The organism is Corynebacterium pseudodiphtheriticum (assembly GCF_023509295.1).
Taxonomy (GTDB): Bacteria; Actinomycetota; Actinomycetes; order Mycobacteriales; family Mycobacteriaceae; genus Corynebacterium; species Corynebacterium pseudodiphtheriticum.
The window spans coordinates 295,079-313,689 of sequence record NZ_CP091864.1; the positions used below are offsets into that span (position 1 = coordinate 295,079).

General features: G+C 57.2%; 13 protein-coding genes. 6 read left to right on the forward strand and 7 right to left on the reverse strand.

What is annotated here, in order from left to right:
* Positions 1 to 10: 10 nt before the first annotated feature.
* Both L9H78_RS01275 and L9H78_RS01280 read right to left on the reverse strand, forming a co-directional pair.
* A complete protein-coding gene (locus L9H78_RS01275) occupies positions 11 to 1,390 on the reverse strand; it encodes an AI-2E family transporter (RefSeq protein ID WP_249620240.1) in 1,380 nt (459 codons plus the stop codon).
* Positions 1,391 to 1,481: 91 nt separating this feature from the next.
* Complete coding sequence (locus L9H78_RS01280) at positions 1,482 to 4,937, reverse strand: proline dehydrogenase family protein (protein ID WP_249620241.1); 3,456 nt, start codon at positions 4,935 to 4,937, stop codon at positions 1,482 to 1,484.
* A 410-nt stretch (positions 4,938 to 5,347) separates the two neighbouring features.
* On the opposite strand from L9H78_RS01280, the gene dnaK reads away from it, so the two are divergent.
* From dnaK to L9H78_RS01300, 4 genes are read left to right on the forward strand one after another with little or no spacing between them, the layout of a single operon-like run.
* Complete coding sequence (gene dnaK / locus L9H78_RS01285; RefSeq protein WP_249620242.1) at positions 5,348 to 7,210, forward strand: molecular chaperone DnaK; 1,863 nt, start codon at positions 5,348 to 5,350, stop codon at positions 7,208 to 7,210.
* The gene (grpE, locus tag L9H78_RS01290) at positions 7,211 to 7,933 is read left to right on the forward strand and encodes a nucleotide exchange factor GrpE (RefSeq protein ID WP_126856462.1); all 723 of its coding nucleotides are present in this window, start codon (positions 7,211 to 7,213) and stop codon (positions 7,931 to 7,933) included.
* A gap of 25 nt (positions 7,934 to 7,958) precedes the next feature.
* A complete protein-coding gene (dnaJ, locus tag L9H78_RS01295) occupies positions 7,959 to 9,149 on the forward strand; it encodes a molecular chaperone DnaJ (protein WP_249620243.1) in 1,191 nt (396 codons plus the stop codon).
* A 30-nt stretch (positions 9,150 to 9,179) separates the two neighbouring features.
* On the forward strand, positions 9,180 to 9,638 hold the full coding sequence (locus tag L9H78_RS01300) for a heat shock protein transcriptional repressor HspR (protein ID WP_249620244.1): 459 nt from the start codon (positions 9,180 to 9,182) through the stop codon (positions 9,636 to 9,638).
* Between the two features lie 80 nt (positions 9,639 to 9,718).
* On the opposite strand, the gene L9H78_RS01305 is transcribed toward L9H78_RS01300, so the two are convergent.
* Together L9H78_RS01305 and L9H78_RS01310 are read right to left on the reverse strand one after the other, a co-directional pair.
* A complete protein-coding gene (locus tag L9H78_RS01305; RefSeq protein ID WP_249620245.1) occupies positions 9,719 to 10,972 on the reverse strand; it encodes an alpha/beta hydrolase in 1,254 nt (417 codons plus the stop codon).
* A 2-nt stretch (positions 10,973 to 10,974) separates the two neighbouring features.
* Positions 10,975 to 11,268 carry a hypothetical protein gene (locus L9H78_RS01310; protein ID WP_249620246.1) on the reverse strand — a complete coding sequence of 98 codons (294 nt, stop codon included), beginning with the start codon at positions 11,266 to 11,268 and terminating at the stop codon, positions 10,975 to 10,977.
* Positions 11,269 to 11,380: 112 nt separating this feature from the next.
* On the opposite strand from L9H78_RS01310, the gene L9H78_RS01315 reads away from it, so the two are divergent.
* Positions 11,381 to 12,208: a carbon-nitrogen hydrolase family protein gene (locus tag L9H78_RS01315; protein ID WP_249620247.1), complete on the forward strand. Its 828-nt coding sequence runs from the start codon at positions 11,381 to 11,383 to the stop codon at positions 12,206 to 12,208.
* Between the two features lie 4 nt (positions 12,209 to 12,212).
* Here the strand turns inward: L9H78_RS01315 and L9H78_RS01320 are convergent, their stop codons facing one another.
* From L9H78_RS01320 to L9H78_RS01330, 3 genes are all read right to left on the reverse strand, one after another.
* Positions 12,213 to 12,857, reverse strand: a complete 645-nt coding sequence (locus tag L9H78_RS01320; RefSeq protein WP_249620248.1) for an ABC transporter ATP-binding protein — start codon at positions 12,855 to 12,857, stop codon at positions 12,213 to 12,215.
* A gap of 68 nt (positions 12,858 to 12,925) precedes the next feature.
* Entirely contained in the window at positions 12,926 to 14,965 is a 2,040-nt protein-coding gene (locus L9H78_RS01325; protein WP_249620249.1) for a hypothetical protein, read from the reverse strand.
* Between the two features lie 560 nt (positions 14,966 to 15,525).
* Entirely contained in the window at positions 15,526 to 16,761 is a 1,236-nt protein-coding gene (locus tag L9H78_RS01330; RefSeq protein WP_249620250.1) for a hypothetical protein, read from the reverse strand.
* Positions 16,762 to 17,067: 306 nt separating this feature from the next.
* On the opposite strand from L9H78_RS01330, the gene L9H78_RS01335 reads away from it, so the two are divergent.
* Positions 17,068 to 18,465 (forward strand): sodium/glutamate symporter, encoded by a 1,398-nt coding sequence (locus L9H78_RS01335; protein ID WP_249620251.1) that lies wholly within the window; start codon positions 17,068 to 17,070, stop codon positions 18,463 to 18,465.
* Positions 18,466 to 18,611: the final 146 nt, after the last annotated feature.

Here is an 18,611-nt window from a genome sequence, read left to right on the forward strand (position 1 = left end):
TGCTTAGTGGCTAGTTGTTGGTTGCTTGGCGGGTCTTGCGCGCACGAGTAACCATATCCGTGAGCGCTTGTTTCACCTTGACGAAGGCAGATAACGACGATTTCGCATCTTCGTCGTCCTCACTGGAAGCGATTTCGATGTCGTCGATGGTCAGGTCACCGGCACGCAGTCCCACCATCTCCGAGTGGTAACGCATAATTACCGCGACGGTAGCGGCAATTGGCACCGCCAAGAACGCGCCAATAATGCCAGCCAGAGCAGAACCCAAAGTGATAGACAGCAACACGATTGCGGCGTGCAGCCCCATCGAACGCGACTGCAGTACCGGCTGCAAGATGTTGCTTTCCAGCTGCTGCACCAAAATAATCAAGCCCAAAACCAGCAGAGCATTGGTCAAACCGTTGGACACCAGCGCGATTATGACGGCTAAGGTACCGGCAGTAATAGCGCCGATGATGGGGATGAAGCCAGCGAAGAATGTAATTGTCGCTAGTACAAATGCCAGTGGCACATTCAGGATCCACAAGCCCAAACCGATGAAGATGGCATCGACAAACGAAACCACCGCCTGGGTACGGAGGAAACCTGCGAGGGTGTTCCAGACGCGGGTCAGTAACTCCGTGGCATGCCAGCCGATATCGTGGCCGGTGTATTGGCGCAGCCACGGCAGGAACTTCGAACCATCTTTGAGGAAAAAGAACGTCAGCACGAACATGATCACGATGGTGATTACCAGCGTGCTGGCCACCGAAACGCCCGAGACCAGGCTCGAAGCGATAGTGCCAGACTGATTGCGCAAGAATTTCACAATGCTATCGGAAAATTCCGAAACTTTGCTGACGTCTACCTCAAACGGCAGCCGGTCCGTCATGGATAGCAGTTCGCGCGCGCCATTTTCCGCCTCATTGACCAGAGCAGAGCCCTGGGAGCGAATCGTCGGGCCCATCGCGGCAAAAATACCGACGACTGCACCGATAGAGCCCAACAACGTGGTTAAAGCGGCTAAGGCTGGTGGGAACTTCACAGCCTTTAGCAGCTTCGCCACTGGTGCCAGCAAGGAAGTCACCAAAACTGCCAGAATCGCGGGAAGGATCGCCCTCCAGGCGAAGTACACGATGACCAGAGCCAGCGCCAGGGCAGCGATAGAGATAATCATCCGCCATGCCCATGCGGCCATAGTTTTCCCATCACGTGCCCAGATGACAGAGCGGTCTACATCCTCGACTACCACAGGGGTTTTTCGGTCCGGCGTAATATTGCTCAGCCCGGGCTCTGGTGCCGCGCCATCATTCGCGGTGATTTGGTTGGCCGGGCTGGCAGGGCGTGATGCCATTTCGGCTGGTTGGCCTTCGCTGCTGGCACTGGCAGAAGTGTCATCGTGGTTAGTCACAACGTTGACTATAACTTACTAGGGCAAACAAAAACGCCCCGGAGGGTACCGGGGCGTTGCGAAGTCTACGCAGCTAACTTAGTGCGTGAACTTAACGCTGGATGTGGCCGGTTGGGCGGACGATGCCGAAGCGGTGCATCGTCACAGACACAGCCTGCTCCAGCAGGTAAGGAAGCAGCTCGCGACGGCCGTCGGCAAGAACTTCCCAGTCAATGATGACGGACTCGGACTTCACGGCCGCACGGTAAGCCTCTGGCTCTACCTCACCGATAGCACGCACGCGGGTCGATGGCACACCGCCGAGCTCAGCAGCGAACTCATTGGTGTTAGCGACCTGGCATTCGAAGCCCATGTCTTGCAGCTCTTCGGCGATCTCGCGGGTTGCAGACATGTTCAGCTTCACGCCGGTGATCTCGGAAGCCAGGATCTGGCGTGCTACCTCGCGTGGCTTGTAGCCCTTGCCGACGCGCACGCGCAGGCGCTCCCAGAATGGGCGGTAACGGAAGATATTGGCCTCCGATACCAGACCGGTGTAGTCGTTGGAGCGGCCGAACTCGTTGTGCCAGTTCTTCGCATCCAGCTCGGCAGCGCGCCACAGCCAGTTGATGTCGTCGTCAGACAGCTGGGAGTCCAAGCGCTCGGACAGGTCCTTGAGCAGACGGGTGATCCGTGGGGAGATTTCCACCTTGTGGTGCTCCAGCTTGCCCTCGGACCAGGTACCGAACTGACGGACGTAGTTTGGTCCACCAGCCTTCGCGCCAGGTCCCAGTACGGAGTTCTTCCAACCACCGAAGGACTGACGCTGCACGATAGCGCCGGTGATGCCGCGGTTGACATAAGCGTTACCAACCTCGACGTTTTCCATCCAGTACTCGACTTCGTCGTCGTTCAGCGAGTGGATGCCGCCGGTCAGGCCATAGCCAGTGGAGTTCTGCCATTCGATGGCTTCTTCCAGGGTCTCGGCGTACATGATGCCCAGGACTGGACCGAAGCACTCGTTCTGGTGGTACCAGGAACCCGGCTGCACGTTGTCCCGGATACCAGGCGACCACAGGGTGCCTTCTTCGTTCAGCTTCTCTGGTTTCAGCAGCCACTTCTCACCAGGCTCCAAGTAGGTCAGGCCGCGGTAGAGCTTCTCGGTTGGCTCTTCGACCAGACCATTCATGGTGACGGAGATGTCAGTACCGAAGCCTGGCTTCAGGGTCTTGACGGCGTCGACCAGCTGGTTCTTGATGCGGTCGGAATCCTTCAACGAACCAACCAGGATCGCCAGCGAGGATGCCGAGCACTTCTGGCCGGAGTGGCCGAAGGCGGACTTGTAGAGGTCCTGCACAGCCAAGTCTGGGTCGCAGGCCGGGGTGATGATCATGGCGTTCTTACCGGAAGTCTCGGCGTAGATGTTCATCTCCGGCTTCCAGGAACGGAACAGCGCACCGGTATCGGAGGCGCCGGTCAAAACGACAGCATCCGTCTTGTCGTTCGAGATCAGGTGCTTACCAGCTTCGCCTTCGTCGGCGTTGACCAGCTGTACCAGGTCAGGGTTCTGGCCAGCGGCTTCCAGGCCGGCGCGCACGGCGTCGACGACGACCTTGGCACAGTGCACTACCTGCGGAGCAGGCTTGATGATGACCGCGGAACCAGCAGCCAGAGCAGCGGTGATACCGCCGACTGGGATCGCGATTGGGAAGTTCCATGGCGGAACGATGACGGTCAGCTTGTTCGGAGTGAATACCGACTGGGTGCGATCCAGGGCGATAGCCTGCTGGCCGTAGTACGTAGCGAAGTCGATGGCCTCAGAGATTTCTGGGTCCGTCTGATCGACGGCCTTGCCAGCTTCCCACGCAGCGACGGAGATCAGCTTGCCGCGGGCTTTTGCCAGCTCATCGCCGACGGAGTTCAGGACCTCGCAGCGCTCAGCGCCGGATAGGGCTGCCCAGTCGTCGGCAAGACCCACTGCGGTGTTGATGGCCTCATCAACCTCGGAGGTTTCGGTGACGGACTTGACGCCGTGCTCGCCTGGGTTGGACGCCAAAGCTTCCAAAGCCCATTCGCGGTTCGCGCGCAGAGATGGGTCGGTGTCTGGCTCGTTGATGAAACGGCCAGTGTTCGGGGTTTGGCGGCCGGTTTCATTGTTGCGGTTCTGCTGACGACGCTGGCCAGCGAAAGTCTTCCAACGATCACGCACGGACGCATGGAAGCGTTCCTGCTGATCTTGCATTGGGGTTTTGCCCTTGTCGCTGGCTTCGTCCGGCGCGAACAGAGCGTAGAGGAAGTTCTGCGATTCGGCGTTTTCTTCCAGACGACGCACCAGGTAAGACACGGCAACGTCGAAGTCCTTCATGTGCACAACTGGGGTGTACAGGATCTGACGGCCAACGACGTCGTGGACAGCCTTGGCCTGTGCTGGGGACATACCTGCCAGCATCTCGGCATCGATCTGGCGGGATACGCCACGCTTTTCGGCCAGTTCTACGGCCAAGCCCATGGTGAATAGGTTGTGGGAAGCAACACCAATGCGGATGGCGTCGGCATATTCCTCACGCAGGATGTAGTCCAGCAGACGGATGTAGTTGGCATCGACTTCTGCCTTGGACAGGTAAGGAGCCAGTGGCCAGCCGTGTACCTCGGACTCAACGCGCTCCAGCGATAGGTTGGCGCCTTTGACGATGCGCACCTTGATCGGAGCACCACCGTTTTTCACGCGCTCAACTGCGAATTCTGCAAGTTCCTGCAAAGCTTCGAAAGCATCCGGCAAATATGCCTGGACGACGATGCCAGCCTCCAGGTTTTTGAACTCGTCTTCGGAAAGGAGTTCCTTGAACAAGCGGATGGTCAGGTGGAGGTCGTGGTATTCCTCCATGTCCAGGTTGATGAAGACCTGCGGCTTGCGGCTAATGGCCTCGCGGTACATCGGACGCAGACGGTCCTTCAAACGCTCCACGGAACCATCGTGATCCCAGTGGTTCAGCTGGGCACAAAGCGAAGAAGCCTTGACCGAAACGTAGGTAACGCGTGGGTTGCGTACCAATTCCATGGTGCGGTCAAAGCGGGACTTGGCTTCTTCTTCACCCAGTACGGCTTCGCCCAGCAGGTTCAGGTTCAGATCCTGGCCGCGCTCAGCTGCGTCGTCCAGCATCTTGTTCAGGGCGTCGGACTCTGCATCCAACACCAGGTGGCCGACCATCTGGCGCATGCGGCGACGAGCGACCGGCATAACCAGGTTAGGCAGGATTGGGCCGAAAAAGCCGCCGGCGCCGACCATGAGGGCGTCGATCTTGCTCAGGAATTCTGGGGATTCTGCCAGCTCAGCCAGTGCTTGTGCGGCGACCTTATTGTCTTCTGGGCGCATGACGCGGTCGACGAAGTCCATGGTGAAGCTGACGCCATCCGGGTCACGCACCATGTCTGCGAGCTGCTCAGTGGAACGCGAGGACTCGCCCTTGGTGACTTTCAGCCACTCATGCGCGCGCTCTACTGCAGCGTCGACGCAAGCCTCGACGTCTTGGCTGTCTTGTGGGGGAGTATAAGCAGTGTCGTTTGCAGTCATTATTTGTCCTTCTCAGTTGTTCTCGGTTATCGAGGTCTCAATCAGCCCTGGAAGCACCGGGAAATCTGGCTGACTTCGGGCGCTCGTGCGTATTTGAGAAGCAATGTGTACGGAGAATATGGCAGTTACTTATGCCACCTATCGGCTACTCTACTCACACTTTTGACTGTGATGGGAATTTTGGAAACGTGTGATTTTTCACCCTTTTCGTGGGGTTTTTTGCGATTTTTCCGTGCCCGGAATAAAACCTGAGCGGGATTGGTTATGAAAGGTGAGTGAGGTTGACTCAAGAAAGTTGGCATGACGAAAAACCGTCTGCTACAGTCTCGCTTGTAGTTGAGTCACTGACAATCAAGTTCAGTAGTTTCACGTAATTCGAACGCACAATTCGCACTAAGGAGAATTCAGTAATGGGACGCGCAGTAGGTATTGACCTCGGAACCACGAACTCCGTTGTTTCCGTCTTGGAAGGCGGAGAAGCGAAGGTTATCGCGAACTCGGAAGGTGCTCGCACCACCCCATCGATCGTCGCTTTCGCAAAGAACGGCGAGATCCTGGTTGGTCAGTCCGCCAAGAACCAGGCGGTTACCAACGTTGATCGCACTATTCGTTCGGTCAAGCGCCACATTGGTACAGACTGGACCACCGAAATCGACGACAAGAAGTACACCCCGCAGGAAATCTCGGCTCGCACCTTGATGAAGCTGAAGCGGGACGCGGAAGCTTACTTGGGTGAAGACGTCACCGACGCTGTTATTACTGTTCCTGCTTACTTCGAGGACGCACAGCGTCAGGCCACCAAGGAAGCCGGCCAGATCGCAGGCTTGAATGTCCTGCGTATCGTCAACGAGCCAACCGCTGCCGCACTGGCTTATGGCTTGGAAAAGGGCAAGGAAGAGCAGACCATCCTGGTATTCGACCTGGGTGGCGGCACCTTCGACGTTTCCTTGCTGGAAATCGGCGACGGCGTCGTCGAGGTAGTTGCTACCGCCGGTGACAACAGCCTGGGTGGCGACGACTGGGACCAGCGCATCGTCGACTGGTTGGCAGAGAAGTTCAAGCAGACCAACGGCATTGACCTGACCAAGGACAAGATGGCCCTACAGCGTCTGCGTGAGGCTGCTGAAAAAGCCAAGATCGAGTTGTCCTCGGCACAGCAGGCATCGATCAATCTGCCATACATCACCGTCGACGGTGACAAGAACCCACTGTTCTTGGACGAGACCCTGACCCGCACCGAGTTCCAGAAGATCACCCAGGATCTGCTGGACCGCACCAAGAAGCCATTCAACCAAGTCATCAAGGACGCAGACTTGGGCATCGGCGACATCAACCACGTCGTTTTGGTCGGTGGTTCCACCCGTATGCCAGCGGTCGCTGAACTGGTTAAGGAAATGACCGGTAAGGAGCCAAACAAGGGCGTCAACCCAGATGAGGTCGTTGCTTCCGGTGCTGCCCTGCAGGCAGGTGTCCTGCGCGGTGACGTCAAGGATGTTCTGCTGCTGGATGTCACCCCACTGTCGCTGGGTATCGAAACCAAGGGTGGTGTGATGACCAAGCTGATTGAGCGCAACACCACCATCCCAACCAAGAAGTCCGAGACCTTTACCACTGCGGAAGACAACCAGCCTTCCGTGCAAATCCAGGTCTTCCAGGGCGAGCGCGAGATGGCGCAGCACAACAAGCTGCTGGGATCCTTCGAACTCGGTGGTATCGCCCCAGCTCCACGCGGTGTCCCACAGGTGGAAGTCACCTTCGACATCGACGCCAACGGTATCGTCTCCGTTTCCGCGAAGGACAAGGGTACCGGCAAGGAAAACACCATCAAGATCCAGGAAGGCTCCGGCCTGTCCGATGAAGAAATCGATCGGATGGTGAAGGACGCCGAGGCACACGCTGAGGAAGACAAGAAGCGTCGTGAAGAGCAGGAGACCCGCAACAACGCGGAAAACACTGCTTACCAGACCCGCAAGTTCCTCGACGAGAACGGCGAGAAGATCGATGAAGAGACCAAGAACAAGGTCACCGAAGCCGCTGATGCCGTTGACGAGGCACTGAAGGGCGACGACATCGAGGCCATCAAGTCCGCCGTCGAGAAGCTGTCCACCGAATCCCAGGCTATGGGCCAGGCTATGTACGAGGCTGAAGCCGCGCAGGCCCAGGCTGATGGCGACGCCGGCCAGGCTGGTGGCAACGATGACGTCGTCGACGCTGAAGTTGTCGACGAGGACGATGCCGACAACTCCGACGAGAATGCAAAGGGTGACAAGTAAATGAGCAACCGGGATGAGATGCCGGATAACCCCGGTTCCCCGGACGCGACCGACCCGGAGGCTACCTCTGCCGCACAGGCAGAAGCCGCCGCGGATGCCGCCGAGGCAACCCAGCAAGAAACCGGGCAGCCTTCCGGTGGTGCCGGAGCAGAGGGTCTTGCCGACGACGTCGCAGTGGAACCAGAGGTTGACGAGGTCGAAGAGCCAATCAGCACTGCTGAAGACGAAGCAGCAGAAGCCGAAACTCCTGAACAGGCACTGCAGCGCGAGCTCGATGAACGCACTGATGATCTCAAGCGACTGAATGCGGAATACACCAACTACCGCCGCCGTAGCGACCGGGAGCGCCAGAGCGTTTCTGAGTCCGCGAAGGCTTCGGTTTTGTCCGCACTGCTGCCAATCCTGGATGATCTGGAACTGGCCAAACAGCACGGTGACCTGGAAGAAGGATCCCCTCTGGAGAAGTTCGGATCCAAGTTCCGCGAAACCTTGAAGGGTCAGAACCTGGTGACCTTCGGTGAACCAGGTGAGGCTTTTGACCCGGAGATCCACGAAGCTGTGCAGGATCTCTCCAGCGGTGGCGAACAAGTCGTCGGCACGGTTCTGCGTAAGGGCTACAAGGTGGGAGACCGCCTGGTGCGCAACGCCATGGTGATCATCGCTGATCCGGAAGGCGCACAGTCTAGTGCGGACGAGTCCGCACAGGCAGACGACAATCAGTAAACAATGAGGAAGGAGGGGACGAACCATGTCCCAGAGTGAATGGGCCGATAAGGATTATTACGGGGACCTAGGCGTTTCCTCCGATGCCTCAAAAGCTGAAATCCGTAGCGCCTACCGCAAAATCGCCCGGGAAAACCACCCAGACACCAACCCGGACGACGAGCAGAAACTGGCCAAGTTCAAGGCGGCCGCTTCTGCCTACGATGTGCTTGGCGACGAGAAGAAGCGCAAGGAATACGACGAGTTCAAAGCGATGCTGCGTGCCGGTGGCGGCAGGTTTGGAGGCGCCGGCTTTCCCGGCGGGTTTCGCCGCTCGTCGCAAAGCCAAGACGGCTTCTTCTCGGGCGGGGCGCCCGGGGCTGGCGGATTTGGAGGAGCATTTGAAGACGGCGGTCTGGGTGACATCTTCGGCGGCCTCTTTAACCGCGGCGGTGCTGGTGGGCACCAAGCTCGGCCGACGCGGGGCGCCGACGTCGAAACCTCCATTACGCTCGACTTTCGAGAAGCTGCGAAAGGCACGACGATCCCGCTAGAGTTGCGGGGCAACGCGCCGTGCACTACCTGCCACGGCTCCGGATCTAAATCCGGTAAACACGCCACCTGCGGGCAGTGCAACGGCACCGGCTACACCAGCGAAAACCGGGGAGCGTTCGGATTCTCCCAGCCGTGCTCGAACTGCGACGGCACTGGTTCCAAGATCCCCGACCCTTGTGAGACCTGCTCGGGAAGCGGAACCGTGAACCGGACCCGTTCGATTACCGTGCGGATCCCGGCGGGAGTCGTCGACGGGCAAAAGGTGCGCTTGGCAGGCCAGGGCGAAGCCGGGCCGCAAGGCAAACCATCCGGCGACCTGTTTGTGTCCGTGAGCGTGCGGGAAGACAAGGTCTTTTCCCGCGAAGGCGATGACCTGCTGGTCACGGTGCCGGTGTCCTTTGCGGAGCTAGCACTCGGCGACACGATCACGGTGCCGACCCTGGATGCCCCGGTTCGCGTGAAAATCCCGGCAGGTACTGCTGACGGCCGCACCCTGCGGGTTCGTGGGCGCGGCATACCGAAATCCTCAGGAAAACACGGTGATTTGCACGTGAAAGTTCAGGTCACGGTGCCGACGAATTTGGATGATGCCGCAAAATCCAGCTTGCGCACCTACGCACAAGCAGAAAAAGATTCCGGTTTCGATGCCCGCGCCGGTTGGGCCGGAAACCCAAATAAATAACGACAAGCAACCACAGGAGGTGACAACACCATGGCGAACGATTCGCACGAGGAATTCCGTGAAGAATATCGCGAGGTCTTCGTTATCTCCGTGGCGGCTGAATTATCCGGCATGCATGCGCAAACCCTGCGCACCTATGACCGGATGGGGCTGGTCTCACCCGCGCGCACCCGTGGTGGCGGGCGCCGGTATTCGCAGCGTGACATCGCGATGCTGCGCAAGATCCAGCAATTATCGCAAGATGATGGCGTTAACTTGGCCGGAATTAAAGCCATCATTGAACTGACCGAACAACGTGATGCGCTCGCCGAAGAGCGTGACGCGTTAGCGGCAGAAGTCGAAGAATTGCGCGGACAGCTGCGCGCTGCGTCCACAGCAAACCGTGCGCCTACAAATGCACGCAAGGGAGAGCTGGTACACGTTCCCCGGTCATCCGCTGTGGTGATGTGGGAGCCGCGCTCATCGCGCCGTGGACGTGGACGAGCATAAACGGGGATAGTTCAGAGGTAATTGGGGATAGCCAAAGAGAGCCCGTCGCACTGAGCCCTTATCAGAAATTAGTGGCCTGGTTACTGCGGCCCGGCCAAGCCCCGGCGGCGCGCGAGTTCTGCAAAACCGTCGAGGTAGGCTTCATCATTGAAAAACCCGCTGTGATCGCGAACCCCTTCTCCAGGCCACGGCTGGGCACCAAAGGTGGGTGCGGCTGGGTTTACCCCAAATAACCCGCCATTGGAATAAGCCATCCCGCTGATCGGATCTAGTGCGCGCCGGGCAGCATGAACCTGCGGATTATCACCCCGCAGGTTCATTTCTTCTGTGCTGGCCAGACCCGTGCCAGGCGAACCAACGAATAACACGTCGTCGGCACGCATCGGTGCCTGGCCACCAGCTGCGTTGCCGACCACCACCGATCCATAGGAATAGCCGACGACCGTGACGTGGTGGTTTGGGTAGCGCTGGTCGACGTCGGCAAGAAACTCCCGCAACTGCGGCCCCGCGGTTTTTGCTGCGCCTGTAGACGTACCGGTGAGCAATTGATCTGGGGCATCGTAGCCGTAGACCACACCCGTGCCGCCCATCGCCGCTGCTTGGGTGCGGGCGCGCTCGATTTGTCCACCGATGCTTTCATTGCCGTCCGAGCCCACGCCGGGAACGAATACCACCAGGTTATCGGTCTCCTCCGGCGGTGGGCCGACCATGCCTGCCCAGTGCTTATCGGATACTTCCAACAAGCGGAGATCAGGGTGATCCACGGTTTGCGCTAAGAGCGGATCGGGCGCACGGCAGGCTTGGATAGTGTGAATATCATCAATGTCCAGGTCGACGGCACCGTCAGGTCGGGAACCGCCAAGTGCGGAGGGCAAAAAATCTCCCAAACGGTGCGGCAGGTGCTGCGAGCCGAAACAAGCGGCCTCAATGGATAAGGCACATGCGGCATCGATACTTTTGCCGATGAGCTGAATGGCCTGCAGTACTTGTGATATCGCCGGGCCGGCAGGTAACGCATTCATGGTTGCGGTCGCGATGCGTTCCAGGCGCTCGGCCCATTCCATGTGCCCAGCGAAGGTTTCTACGATCCCGGCGATGGTGCGCATGTTGCGCGTTGCCGTGGTGATGGTGTCGATGATCTCACGGGCACGAGCAATACCGGCTCTGGCTGCATCGCCGTCGAACTCTAAACCCACCATGCTGGTGATGTCACCGGAAAGTTGCTGGTGGTCGTGCTCGAGGGCGCTGGCGCGGGAGCGGATTCCGGCGGCAGCGGAGTACATTTCTTGCGCGGTAGTGGTCATGCTGGCCTGTGCGGCGGTGGTGAGAGCCATGATCAGTATCCTTTCGATGCCGACAGCGTGTGGTTGAGGTGATACGCCATGGCCTCGTCGTCTTCAGCGAGTGCGCAGAAGGTTCCGCGCATCTCTGTGAGGTGGGCCTGGAGCCGACTATCGATGTCCACGGCGGTGTCATACCAGCTGCCTTCCGCATGACGCAGCGCAGCCAGGGTTGGGGTGGAAGCCGCTGTGTTCGTGGAAGCCGCACCTGCGATGCGCGGGGCGAATCCATGCCGGGCGTGCGATGCGAGTAAGTCAAGTGCAGAATCGGTGAATTGCAGAAAGTTCATGGGTGCGATTCTGCGTGTTCGGGTGCATCCCGGCCAGCCGATGCGAGCCATGCCTGTGGATAAATGGAGTTATCCACAATACAGCGTGGTGGCGCGCTATTAGACTGGCACCATGAAGATCGCACTAGTACAGCTGACCTCTGGACCCGACGTGCAAGCGAATTTGGCACTGGCCAAAGATAAAATTACCGAGGCCGCAGACAGCGACGCGCAGCTGATCGTGCTGCCGGAGGCGACGTTTCAAGCCTTCGACGCCGGGCGCCTGGACGGCAACGCCAACGAATATGCCGAGCATTTCGTAGAAGAAATCACCACGCTTGCCGACGAACGCGGCGTGACCGTCGTCGTCGGCATGTTCCGCCCCGCCGATACGGTGGAGGTCGACGGGAAAACCATCAACCGTGTATACAACTCCGCCCTCATTACAGGCGGTGGCAGCAGCGAGTTTTATGACAAGATCCACACCTTCGATGCTTTCGCCTACCGCGAATCCGATACCGTGCGCCCGGGGGAGAGCACCGTGGTGGTCGATGTTGCAGGGCACAAAGTTGGCGTAGCGACCTGCTACGATGTGCGATTCCCGGAGCAATTTAAAAAGATGGCCGATGATGGTGCCCAGCTGGTTGTACTGCCTACTAGCTGGGCGGATGGCCCGGGCAAGCTGGAGCAATGGCGGGTGTTGACGAGCGCCCGGGCACTCGATGCCACGGTGTATCTACTGGCGGCTGGTCAAGCCCGCCCCGGTGGTGCAGATAAAGGTGGGGAAAAATCCGGCCCGACCGGGCTGGGGCATTCGCGGGTGCTGAGTCCTACTGGAGAATTGTTAGCCGAAGCTGGTTACGACGACGAGATCTTGTATGTGGAGCTCGACGATATTGCTGGCGAAATAGCGAAAGCCCGGAAAGCACTGCCGGTGCTGCGTGGCACGCGTGAGCTATAGCCAGTTAGAGCTGTATTTCTGCGTCACTGAATTCGGTGACGGCGGGATCATGCGTGGAGATGATTACGGTCGCGCCGTCGTCGGCAAGAGTGCGAAGATGCTTGAGCACGACGTCGCGGTTGGCAGCGTCTAAAGCGCCGGTGGGTTCGTCGGCAAGAATGAGCGAGGGGGTGCGCAGCAGTAGCCTGGCAACAGCGACGCGCTGCTGTTCACCACCGGATAATGCATATACTTCCCGGGACGCATAACCTTCGAGGCCTACCGCGGTTAAGGTTGTGTCGATAGCGTGCAGCCCCGGCTTTCTAGCGCTGCCCAGCAGAGTTCGCTGGTCGCGCGGAAGTGCAAGAATAAGATTGCTGCGTACGGTTTGCTCGGGGATGAGGGCGTAATCCTGGAATAAATAACCGATGGTATTCCGTCGCAAGGCTCGAAGTTTGCTTTTCGACAGTCCGGTGATGGCGGTGCCTGCAAATTCGATAGAGCCAGAGTCCAGAGTATCGAGTCCACCTATGCAATTAAGCAGAGTGGATTTTCCAGACCCGGAAATTCCTGTTAGAGCGGTGATACGTCCAGTAGCAGCTGTGGCAGTGAAATGACGGAATAGATCTTTCGGGCCGAAACTTTTATTCGCATTTTTGATTTCAAGCATGGGCGATTTCTTTTCTGGTAGCAGGCTTTGAGGTGGTAGCTCGGCATCAGCGCGGCATTAGCTAGGCATTACGTGCGGTGGCGGATTTGGGCACGTTCACGTGCAATGATGGTGAAAAATACAGTAAGTGTGGTGCAAACGGGAATGGCAAAAACGGATAGGGCAGTAAAAATCGACGGTGCTTCCAAACGTAATATCCAGCTCATCGGGGTATTGATGGCTAGATAATCTTGGTACGAGAAATACCTGTGAATTAGCCAGATAGCAATGGCGAACACATAGAGAAGTTCTGTGATAATTAACCCGCGGAATTTTCGTACTACGGGATAGCCCAGAATCTCATAAACCCGGAGTTGGTGGTGGCGGCGGTTGAAAAACAGCACGGTGCTAGAAATTGCGGCAATGATGATAATGAATATCGCCACCAGTGTGGAAAAAGTCGTGTTGCGCAGATCAGAATATAGCGACTTGTTGGACTTCCCCCAATAATCAATCATGGGGCGGCTGGCTAAGACGTACTTTCCGGCAGGAGATTCATGGCGTAATTGTTCTACGGCACCGTGGTCAGTGAATAGAATTTCGGTTCGGGTGAGAGTTGCACTGATGTTGTGGTCGCTGAGCGGCTGCAAGCCAGGAGGCAAAATTACGAGTTCTGGTGAATGCAGCAATGGAGACTTAGTCAGCGAACCGCTAGGATTGAAATAATCAAAAACCGTAAATGGTTGGCTATGGTATTCGACCCTGGTGTGTTGTACAGGATCGTAGTCGGTGTTCTCTGCGAATTCTGCTTCCCCGGCGAGACCTTCGCGAATTTCTGTCACTACTGCTGCATCAGCTGCTGCGGGAAGATAAATAATAGTTTCATTTTTCTTGGCAGCATCGGAAAGTACTTCCTCAGAAATCGGGGTTTCTTGTCGCGCGAACTCCTGGTTCACCAGTATCCGACCGGTTGTGGAAAATTCTAACGAAGACTGCCAGAAGCTATTGATGAATAGTAGTTTTTGCTGGTGATCGAGCCTGCGTAATTCGGGCCCCAATTGCTTCATATCATCGCCAATTCCGCCGGATACTAAAGTGCTGAATACATCGCTACGCTTGGCCCATTCCTCAGAATATTCCGCATGACGGTTGGCTTCCTGGATAAACATGACAAGTGATGCGATTGACGCTAAGCCAAAAAACAGTGCGACGATGCGAATGCCATGGGCGGAAAAAGACAGTGGGCGGGAAACAAGGTTGCCCTTGAGCGCACCAAGAACGTTGGTGCGTGTGATGACGACAAATGCTGCAACATAACCTGTTACAGCACAGAAAACTCCCATGCCTGCGAAGATAAACACGTTTGCGGAATAGAGCTGCCATTGTGCGAAGCCATTGTAGCCGTGAAGGAAGAAGGTGGTGCCAGCACTAACTACCACGGCGGTGCCAGCAATCGCGGGGACGCTGGAGCGCCAATCACCGAAAATGCTGAAGCTGTGCGGTAACCCGTGCACATTGTGGATTGCATAACGGCGACTGCCGAGAATGACATGCAGCCCGGCAAGGATAAAAGTCAATAAGCCAATGATTACGGCCGTCAGTTTCACCGGGGTTGGAATTGTTGCCAACAATGAACCATCATCCGTTGGCACGGTAGTGTATCCGTGTTCGTGTGCTAGATCTGCAAATTTCTCTTTGATATCTGGTGGTCCATTGAGGTAATAAATTCCGCGAACGTCATCGCTATTCAGGCGAGAAAAACTGGTAATGGTTCTGGTTTTTTGTGGATCAAAGGGCTGCGGATTTCTCGTTCCCGCTAACCATTGTGCAACCTGGTTGTCGGGTGCATCACTACCTGTGGCAATAGCTAAATGAGTGTGTTCTGCAGCGAGATCACCATCGACGACATCAAAGGCGATTGTTGCGTCATGCTCGTCGACGAAGTTGTGTAGGTCATTGCGAAAGTCAGCGGCGATGGGAAGCCCAGAGGCACCGTCGATGACCACAGCGGCTTCGTTGAATGGCAGCAGTCTATCGTCCAGAAAGCTCGTTGCGGAAAATGCGGCGATCGGACTAAGCAGCAAAGCGAAGCTTAAGCTTAACGACAACAAATTGAATTGTGGTTTCATGTAGTCATCTTTGGTGAGTCAGGGAACTTGTAGGCTAGTGCTGTTCGTTTTTCGCTGTGAATAGGGTTTTCAGAATGCGCCTAAAGGATCCCATGCGAATTCCCTTTTGTGGTCCGATGGTGTCGAATGTCGGCACGGTTGATGATACTAGATTATTAAGGTTAGTCTAGGCTAAATGTGTATTGATCTAATCAATGCTTTTCGGCTGCTCGACTTGCGCTATATGCTGGTTCGTGTGCAGTGGCTGAACATCTTTAAATGACACTGTTGCTGTGTGATGAGTCTGGATGGTGAGTAATGAAGTGGTCGCATCCGAAACCGCGTGTGCCACCCAAATGGGTTTCTGTGGTGCTGGTTCCATCGTCTTTGTTATTTTATTTTATTTATACGAGTCTGACTGGTTATCGGCATCGTGCGGAGAATGTAGAGCCTGTGCCCTGGGAGGAAATTGATTGGTCTGAATTTCCTTTTTATTTCACGGCTTCGGTTGTTGTCTATTATTTCATTTATCTGCCTATACAGATATGGCGTCTGCGTCGATGGCAGCGCAAACACGGTGACTAACCTTTGCTTTGTGCACCCGGAACCGATGAGGTATCCACACCCGTGCGGCCCCAGCTTTGGGTCTGCACGGTAGCTGGATCCAACCCAGCAGCAGCGAAAGCTGCCAACATGCCGTCAACCTCTGCTTCTGGCCCTAAGACCAGCACATCGTGGTTGGACCAGTCACGGTAATGAGCGATCGTAGCCTCCGGGTCCTTGTCCACCGACAAGCTGGCAGATGCGTGTGATGCCTCGGGGCCGGTGCCGTCGGCAAGGGCTTGCCGCAACTCACGTTGACGCTCGCGCTGCGGTTTCAACCAATGCGGGTCAGCATCATGACGGGTAAAAGCATGCACATCCAACCACGGCGTGAGATTATCCAGGCTGTTAAGCGTGGCCATCTCATAATGCTGGCCGGGAAAATCATTAATCACCAGCGCTTGCACCGGGGCATGCTGCTCGCCGTGGGCATCAAAAGCAGCGAATAATAAACAGCGCAGGGTAGCCACCGCGGTCCCAAAAGCAATGATCAGGCTTTCACGATGCGGATCCAGCTCCAGCTGGCCAGCCGGGTTGCCCAGTGTCCACTGATCTCCGGGGCGCGTCATCATAAACCTCCGCGAATACCCCGACGCGCCAGGAAGCAGCGAGACATCGCGAACGTGAAATTCCAGTGTGCCGCAGCCATCAGCAGGGCGGGCAGCCGCCAAAGTGCGCCATACACCCGGCATCAGCGTGGTAGCTACAGAAAAATACTGCCCGGGCTCATAATCAACCGGCAGACCACATTCCAGGCGCACGATGCGGGTATGGGCATCAACGCGCTCGACATCGACCACCTGCCCCATGTGCGCAGGCGGAATACCAGCGAGATCGGCCTCGTGTGCGGCGGCAGACATGAACTCGATGATGTCGTCGACAAGCACTCCTGCCTGCTGTAGGACGTCGTCGGCAAGATCGATTTCTGCTAAAGCCTGGCGGGTGGCGGTGGCGAAAATAGGGTAGGTATCCGGTGGGAAGCCGTGCCGACGGTGCGAGCGGCCCAGGTCAGCGAAATACTCATCGAGGTCCGGGGCATCGAAGGCTGCGGCGAAAGACTCGGCGAGCCCGCGGTGGGCCTGCGAAGCATCCATGGGGAAGGACTGGCGGGCGTCGGGAAGAGCCGCGAAAAAATGGCGGTGCACCGCATCCCGGAACGTCGCAGGGTGGGCGCGCAGGTGCGTGGCGAGGCTGGCGAGATCCCGGATAGTCATGTCCTCCACAATATCGCGCGGACCGGGTTGGGCAGGCTGGGCTGGCTGTGCGGTGTTGGTCGAGCTGGGCTGGTTGGACCGTGTGGTCGCGCGGTGTTGGCCGTGCAGTGATGGTTGGTGAGCGCTGAGCGAGTAACGGATAGCGGTGGGTAGCACAATTACGGCATGGGTACTATGATCATCTCGTCCTCGTGCTGTGTTTTGATCGCCGTATCAGGCGCGGCTTCGTCTAGATCACACGATATTGCTTCCAGACGCAAGCATCGCACGATCTCGTTCACGCTCACTCTGTAAGGCAGGTGTTTCATGGAAGGCTTTTCCGCGTACGACCTCATGCTCGACGTTGGCTTTATTTCGTTGCTGATGATTATCGGTAACGTATTGCGCCACCGCATCAAATTCTTCTTCCAGGACCTGCTGTTGCCCGCACCGGTGACCGCTGGTCTGCTGGGCTTGTTGCTGGGGCCCAACGTTTTGAATATCGTCGGGTTTTCCGAAAACCTGGGCAGCTATACCTCGATCCTGATCGCCGTGGTGTTCGCGTCCATGGCTTATTCCATGGAACTGGGCGGCTCCGTGCGCAAGGGTGCGCGCAATATGTGGGCCTATTCCACCTTCATGTTCACCGCGCAGTGGGGCCTGTTCGTCGTGCTGGGCGTGTACCTGTTCGCGCCGGTGTTTGACACTCCGGACTGGTTTGGCATGATGCTGCCGGTTGGTTTCACCGGTGGGTTCGGTACCGCAGCGGCCGTCGGTGGCGCGCTGGAAGGCGTGGGTGCGGCGGAGGCTTCGTCGCTGGGCTTTACCTCCGCCACCGTGGGCACTTTGGCCGCGATTATCGGTGGTGTGGTCGCTGGTAACTGGGGTATCCGCCGGAATAAGGTTTCTCAGCTTCCTGGTGAGCTACCTGAAGAACTGCGTCGCGGCTACATCAAAAACCTCAGCGAGCGCCCATCGATTGGTCGCGCTTCCACCAACCCATCGGCGATCGAGCCTCTCGCACTGCACCTGGGCTTTATCATGTTGACGGTGCTGACCGCCTACGGCATCAACGCCGGTATCAAGGGACTGTGGGAAAACGTCTCTATCCCATTGTTCGCGATGTCCCTGGTGGTGGGCCTGATTTTCCGTGCGGTCATGAATGGTATTGGTGCCGGAGAATACTTGGACAAAGATACCGTGTCTTCGGTTTCTGGTGCATCGACGGACTACTTGATTGCCTTCGGTATTGCGGCGATTGTTCCTGCTGCCGTGGCTTCTTACTGGCAAGCGCTGTTGCTGCTGTTCGTGCTGGGTACTGTCTTCTGTACTTTCTTCTTGCTGTGGTTCCCGTCGGAATTCTTCGGCGCTGCCTGGCTGGAACGCGGCATCTTTGGTTGGGGTTGGGCTACCGCGACGGTGGCAACGGGTATCGCGATCCTGAAGATCGTCGATCCGAAGCTGAAGTCCGGCACCCTATCCGAATACGGCGTGGCTTATGTGGGCTTCGGCCCATTTGAGATTGGCATGACGGTGCTTGCACCGCTGGCGGTGATTTATGGAATGACTGCCGGGCTGGGTTGGTTGGCGCTGGCGATTGCCATTGGGGTGTACTTGACCGCCAAGTTTGGTGGTTGGATGCCGGTGCGCGGCGCGATCATGGCCAAGGGCGTGGTCGATGTCAACGGCAACGGGCCGGATCCTGCGATGTCTGGGAAAGTCTAGGCGAGGGCTAACCGTATATGGTTGCCCCGCGCGGGCGTTGCCCTAAAACTTTAGCGACCATCACTCAAGTTTCTGGCAAAAAATCCCACCAAATCCTAACTTGAGTGGAATAGACTCAACTCATGGTGTGTTGTATCCAGTGAAGC

What these genes read in the sequence shown, in the direction of transcription:
- L9H78_RS01280 (WP_249620241.1), bottom strand. Translation starts at nt 4,937, where the DNA reads ATGACTGCAAACGACACTGCTTATACTCCCCCACAAGACAGCCAAGAC.
- dnaK (WP_249620242.1), top strand. Translation starts at nt 5,348, where the DNA reads ATGGGACGCGCAGTAGGTATTGACCTCGGAACCACGAACTCCGTTGTT.
- grpE (WP_126856462.1), top strand. Translation starts at nt 7,211, where the DNA reads ATGAGCAACCGGGATGAGATGCCGGATAACCCCGGTTCCCCGGACGCG.
- dnaJ (WP_249620243.1), top strand. Translation starts at nt 7,959, where the DNA reads ATGTCCCAGAGTGAATGGGCCGATAAGGATTATTACGGGGACCTAGGC.
- L9H78_RS01300 (WP_249620244.1), top strand. Translation starts at nt 9,180, where the DNA reads ATGGCGAACGATTCGCACGAGGAATTCCGTGAAGAATATCGCGAGGTC.
- L9H78_RS01305 (WP_249620245.1), bottom strand. Translation starts at nt 10,972, where the DNA reads ATGGCTCTCACCACCGCCGCACAGGCCAGCATGACCACTACCGCGCAA.
- L9H78_RS01310 (WP_249620246.1), bottom strand. Translation starts at nt 11,268, where the DNA reads ATGAACTTTCTGCAATTCACCGATTCTGCACTTGACTTACTCGCATCG.
- L9H78_RS01315 (WP_249620247.1), top strand. Translation starts at nt 11,381, where the DNA reads ATGAAGATCGCACTAGTACAGCTGACCTCTGGACCCGACGTGCAAGCG.
- L9H78_RS01320 (WP_249620248.1), bottom strand. Translation starts at nt 12,857, where the DNA reads ATGCTTGAAATCAAAAATGCGAATAAAAGTTTCGGCCCGAAAGATCTA.
- L9H78_RS01325 (WP_249620249.1), bottom strand. Translation starts at nt 14,965, where the DNA reads ATGAAACCACAATTCAATTTGTTGTCGTTAAGCTTAAGCTTCGCTTTG.
- L9H78_RS01330 (WP_249620250.1), bottom strand. Translation starts at nt 16,761, where the DNA reads ATGACTATCCGGGATCTCGCCAGCCTCGCCACGCACCTGCGCGCCCAC.
- L9H78_RS01335 (WP_249620251.1), top strand. Translation starts at nt 17,068, where the DNA reads ATGGAAGGCTTTTCCGCGTACGACCTCATGCTCGACGTTGGCTTTATT.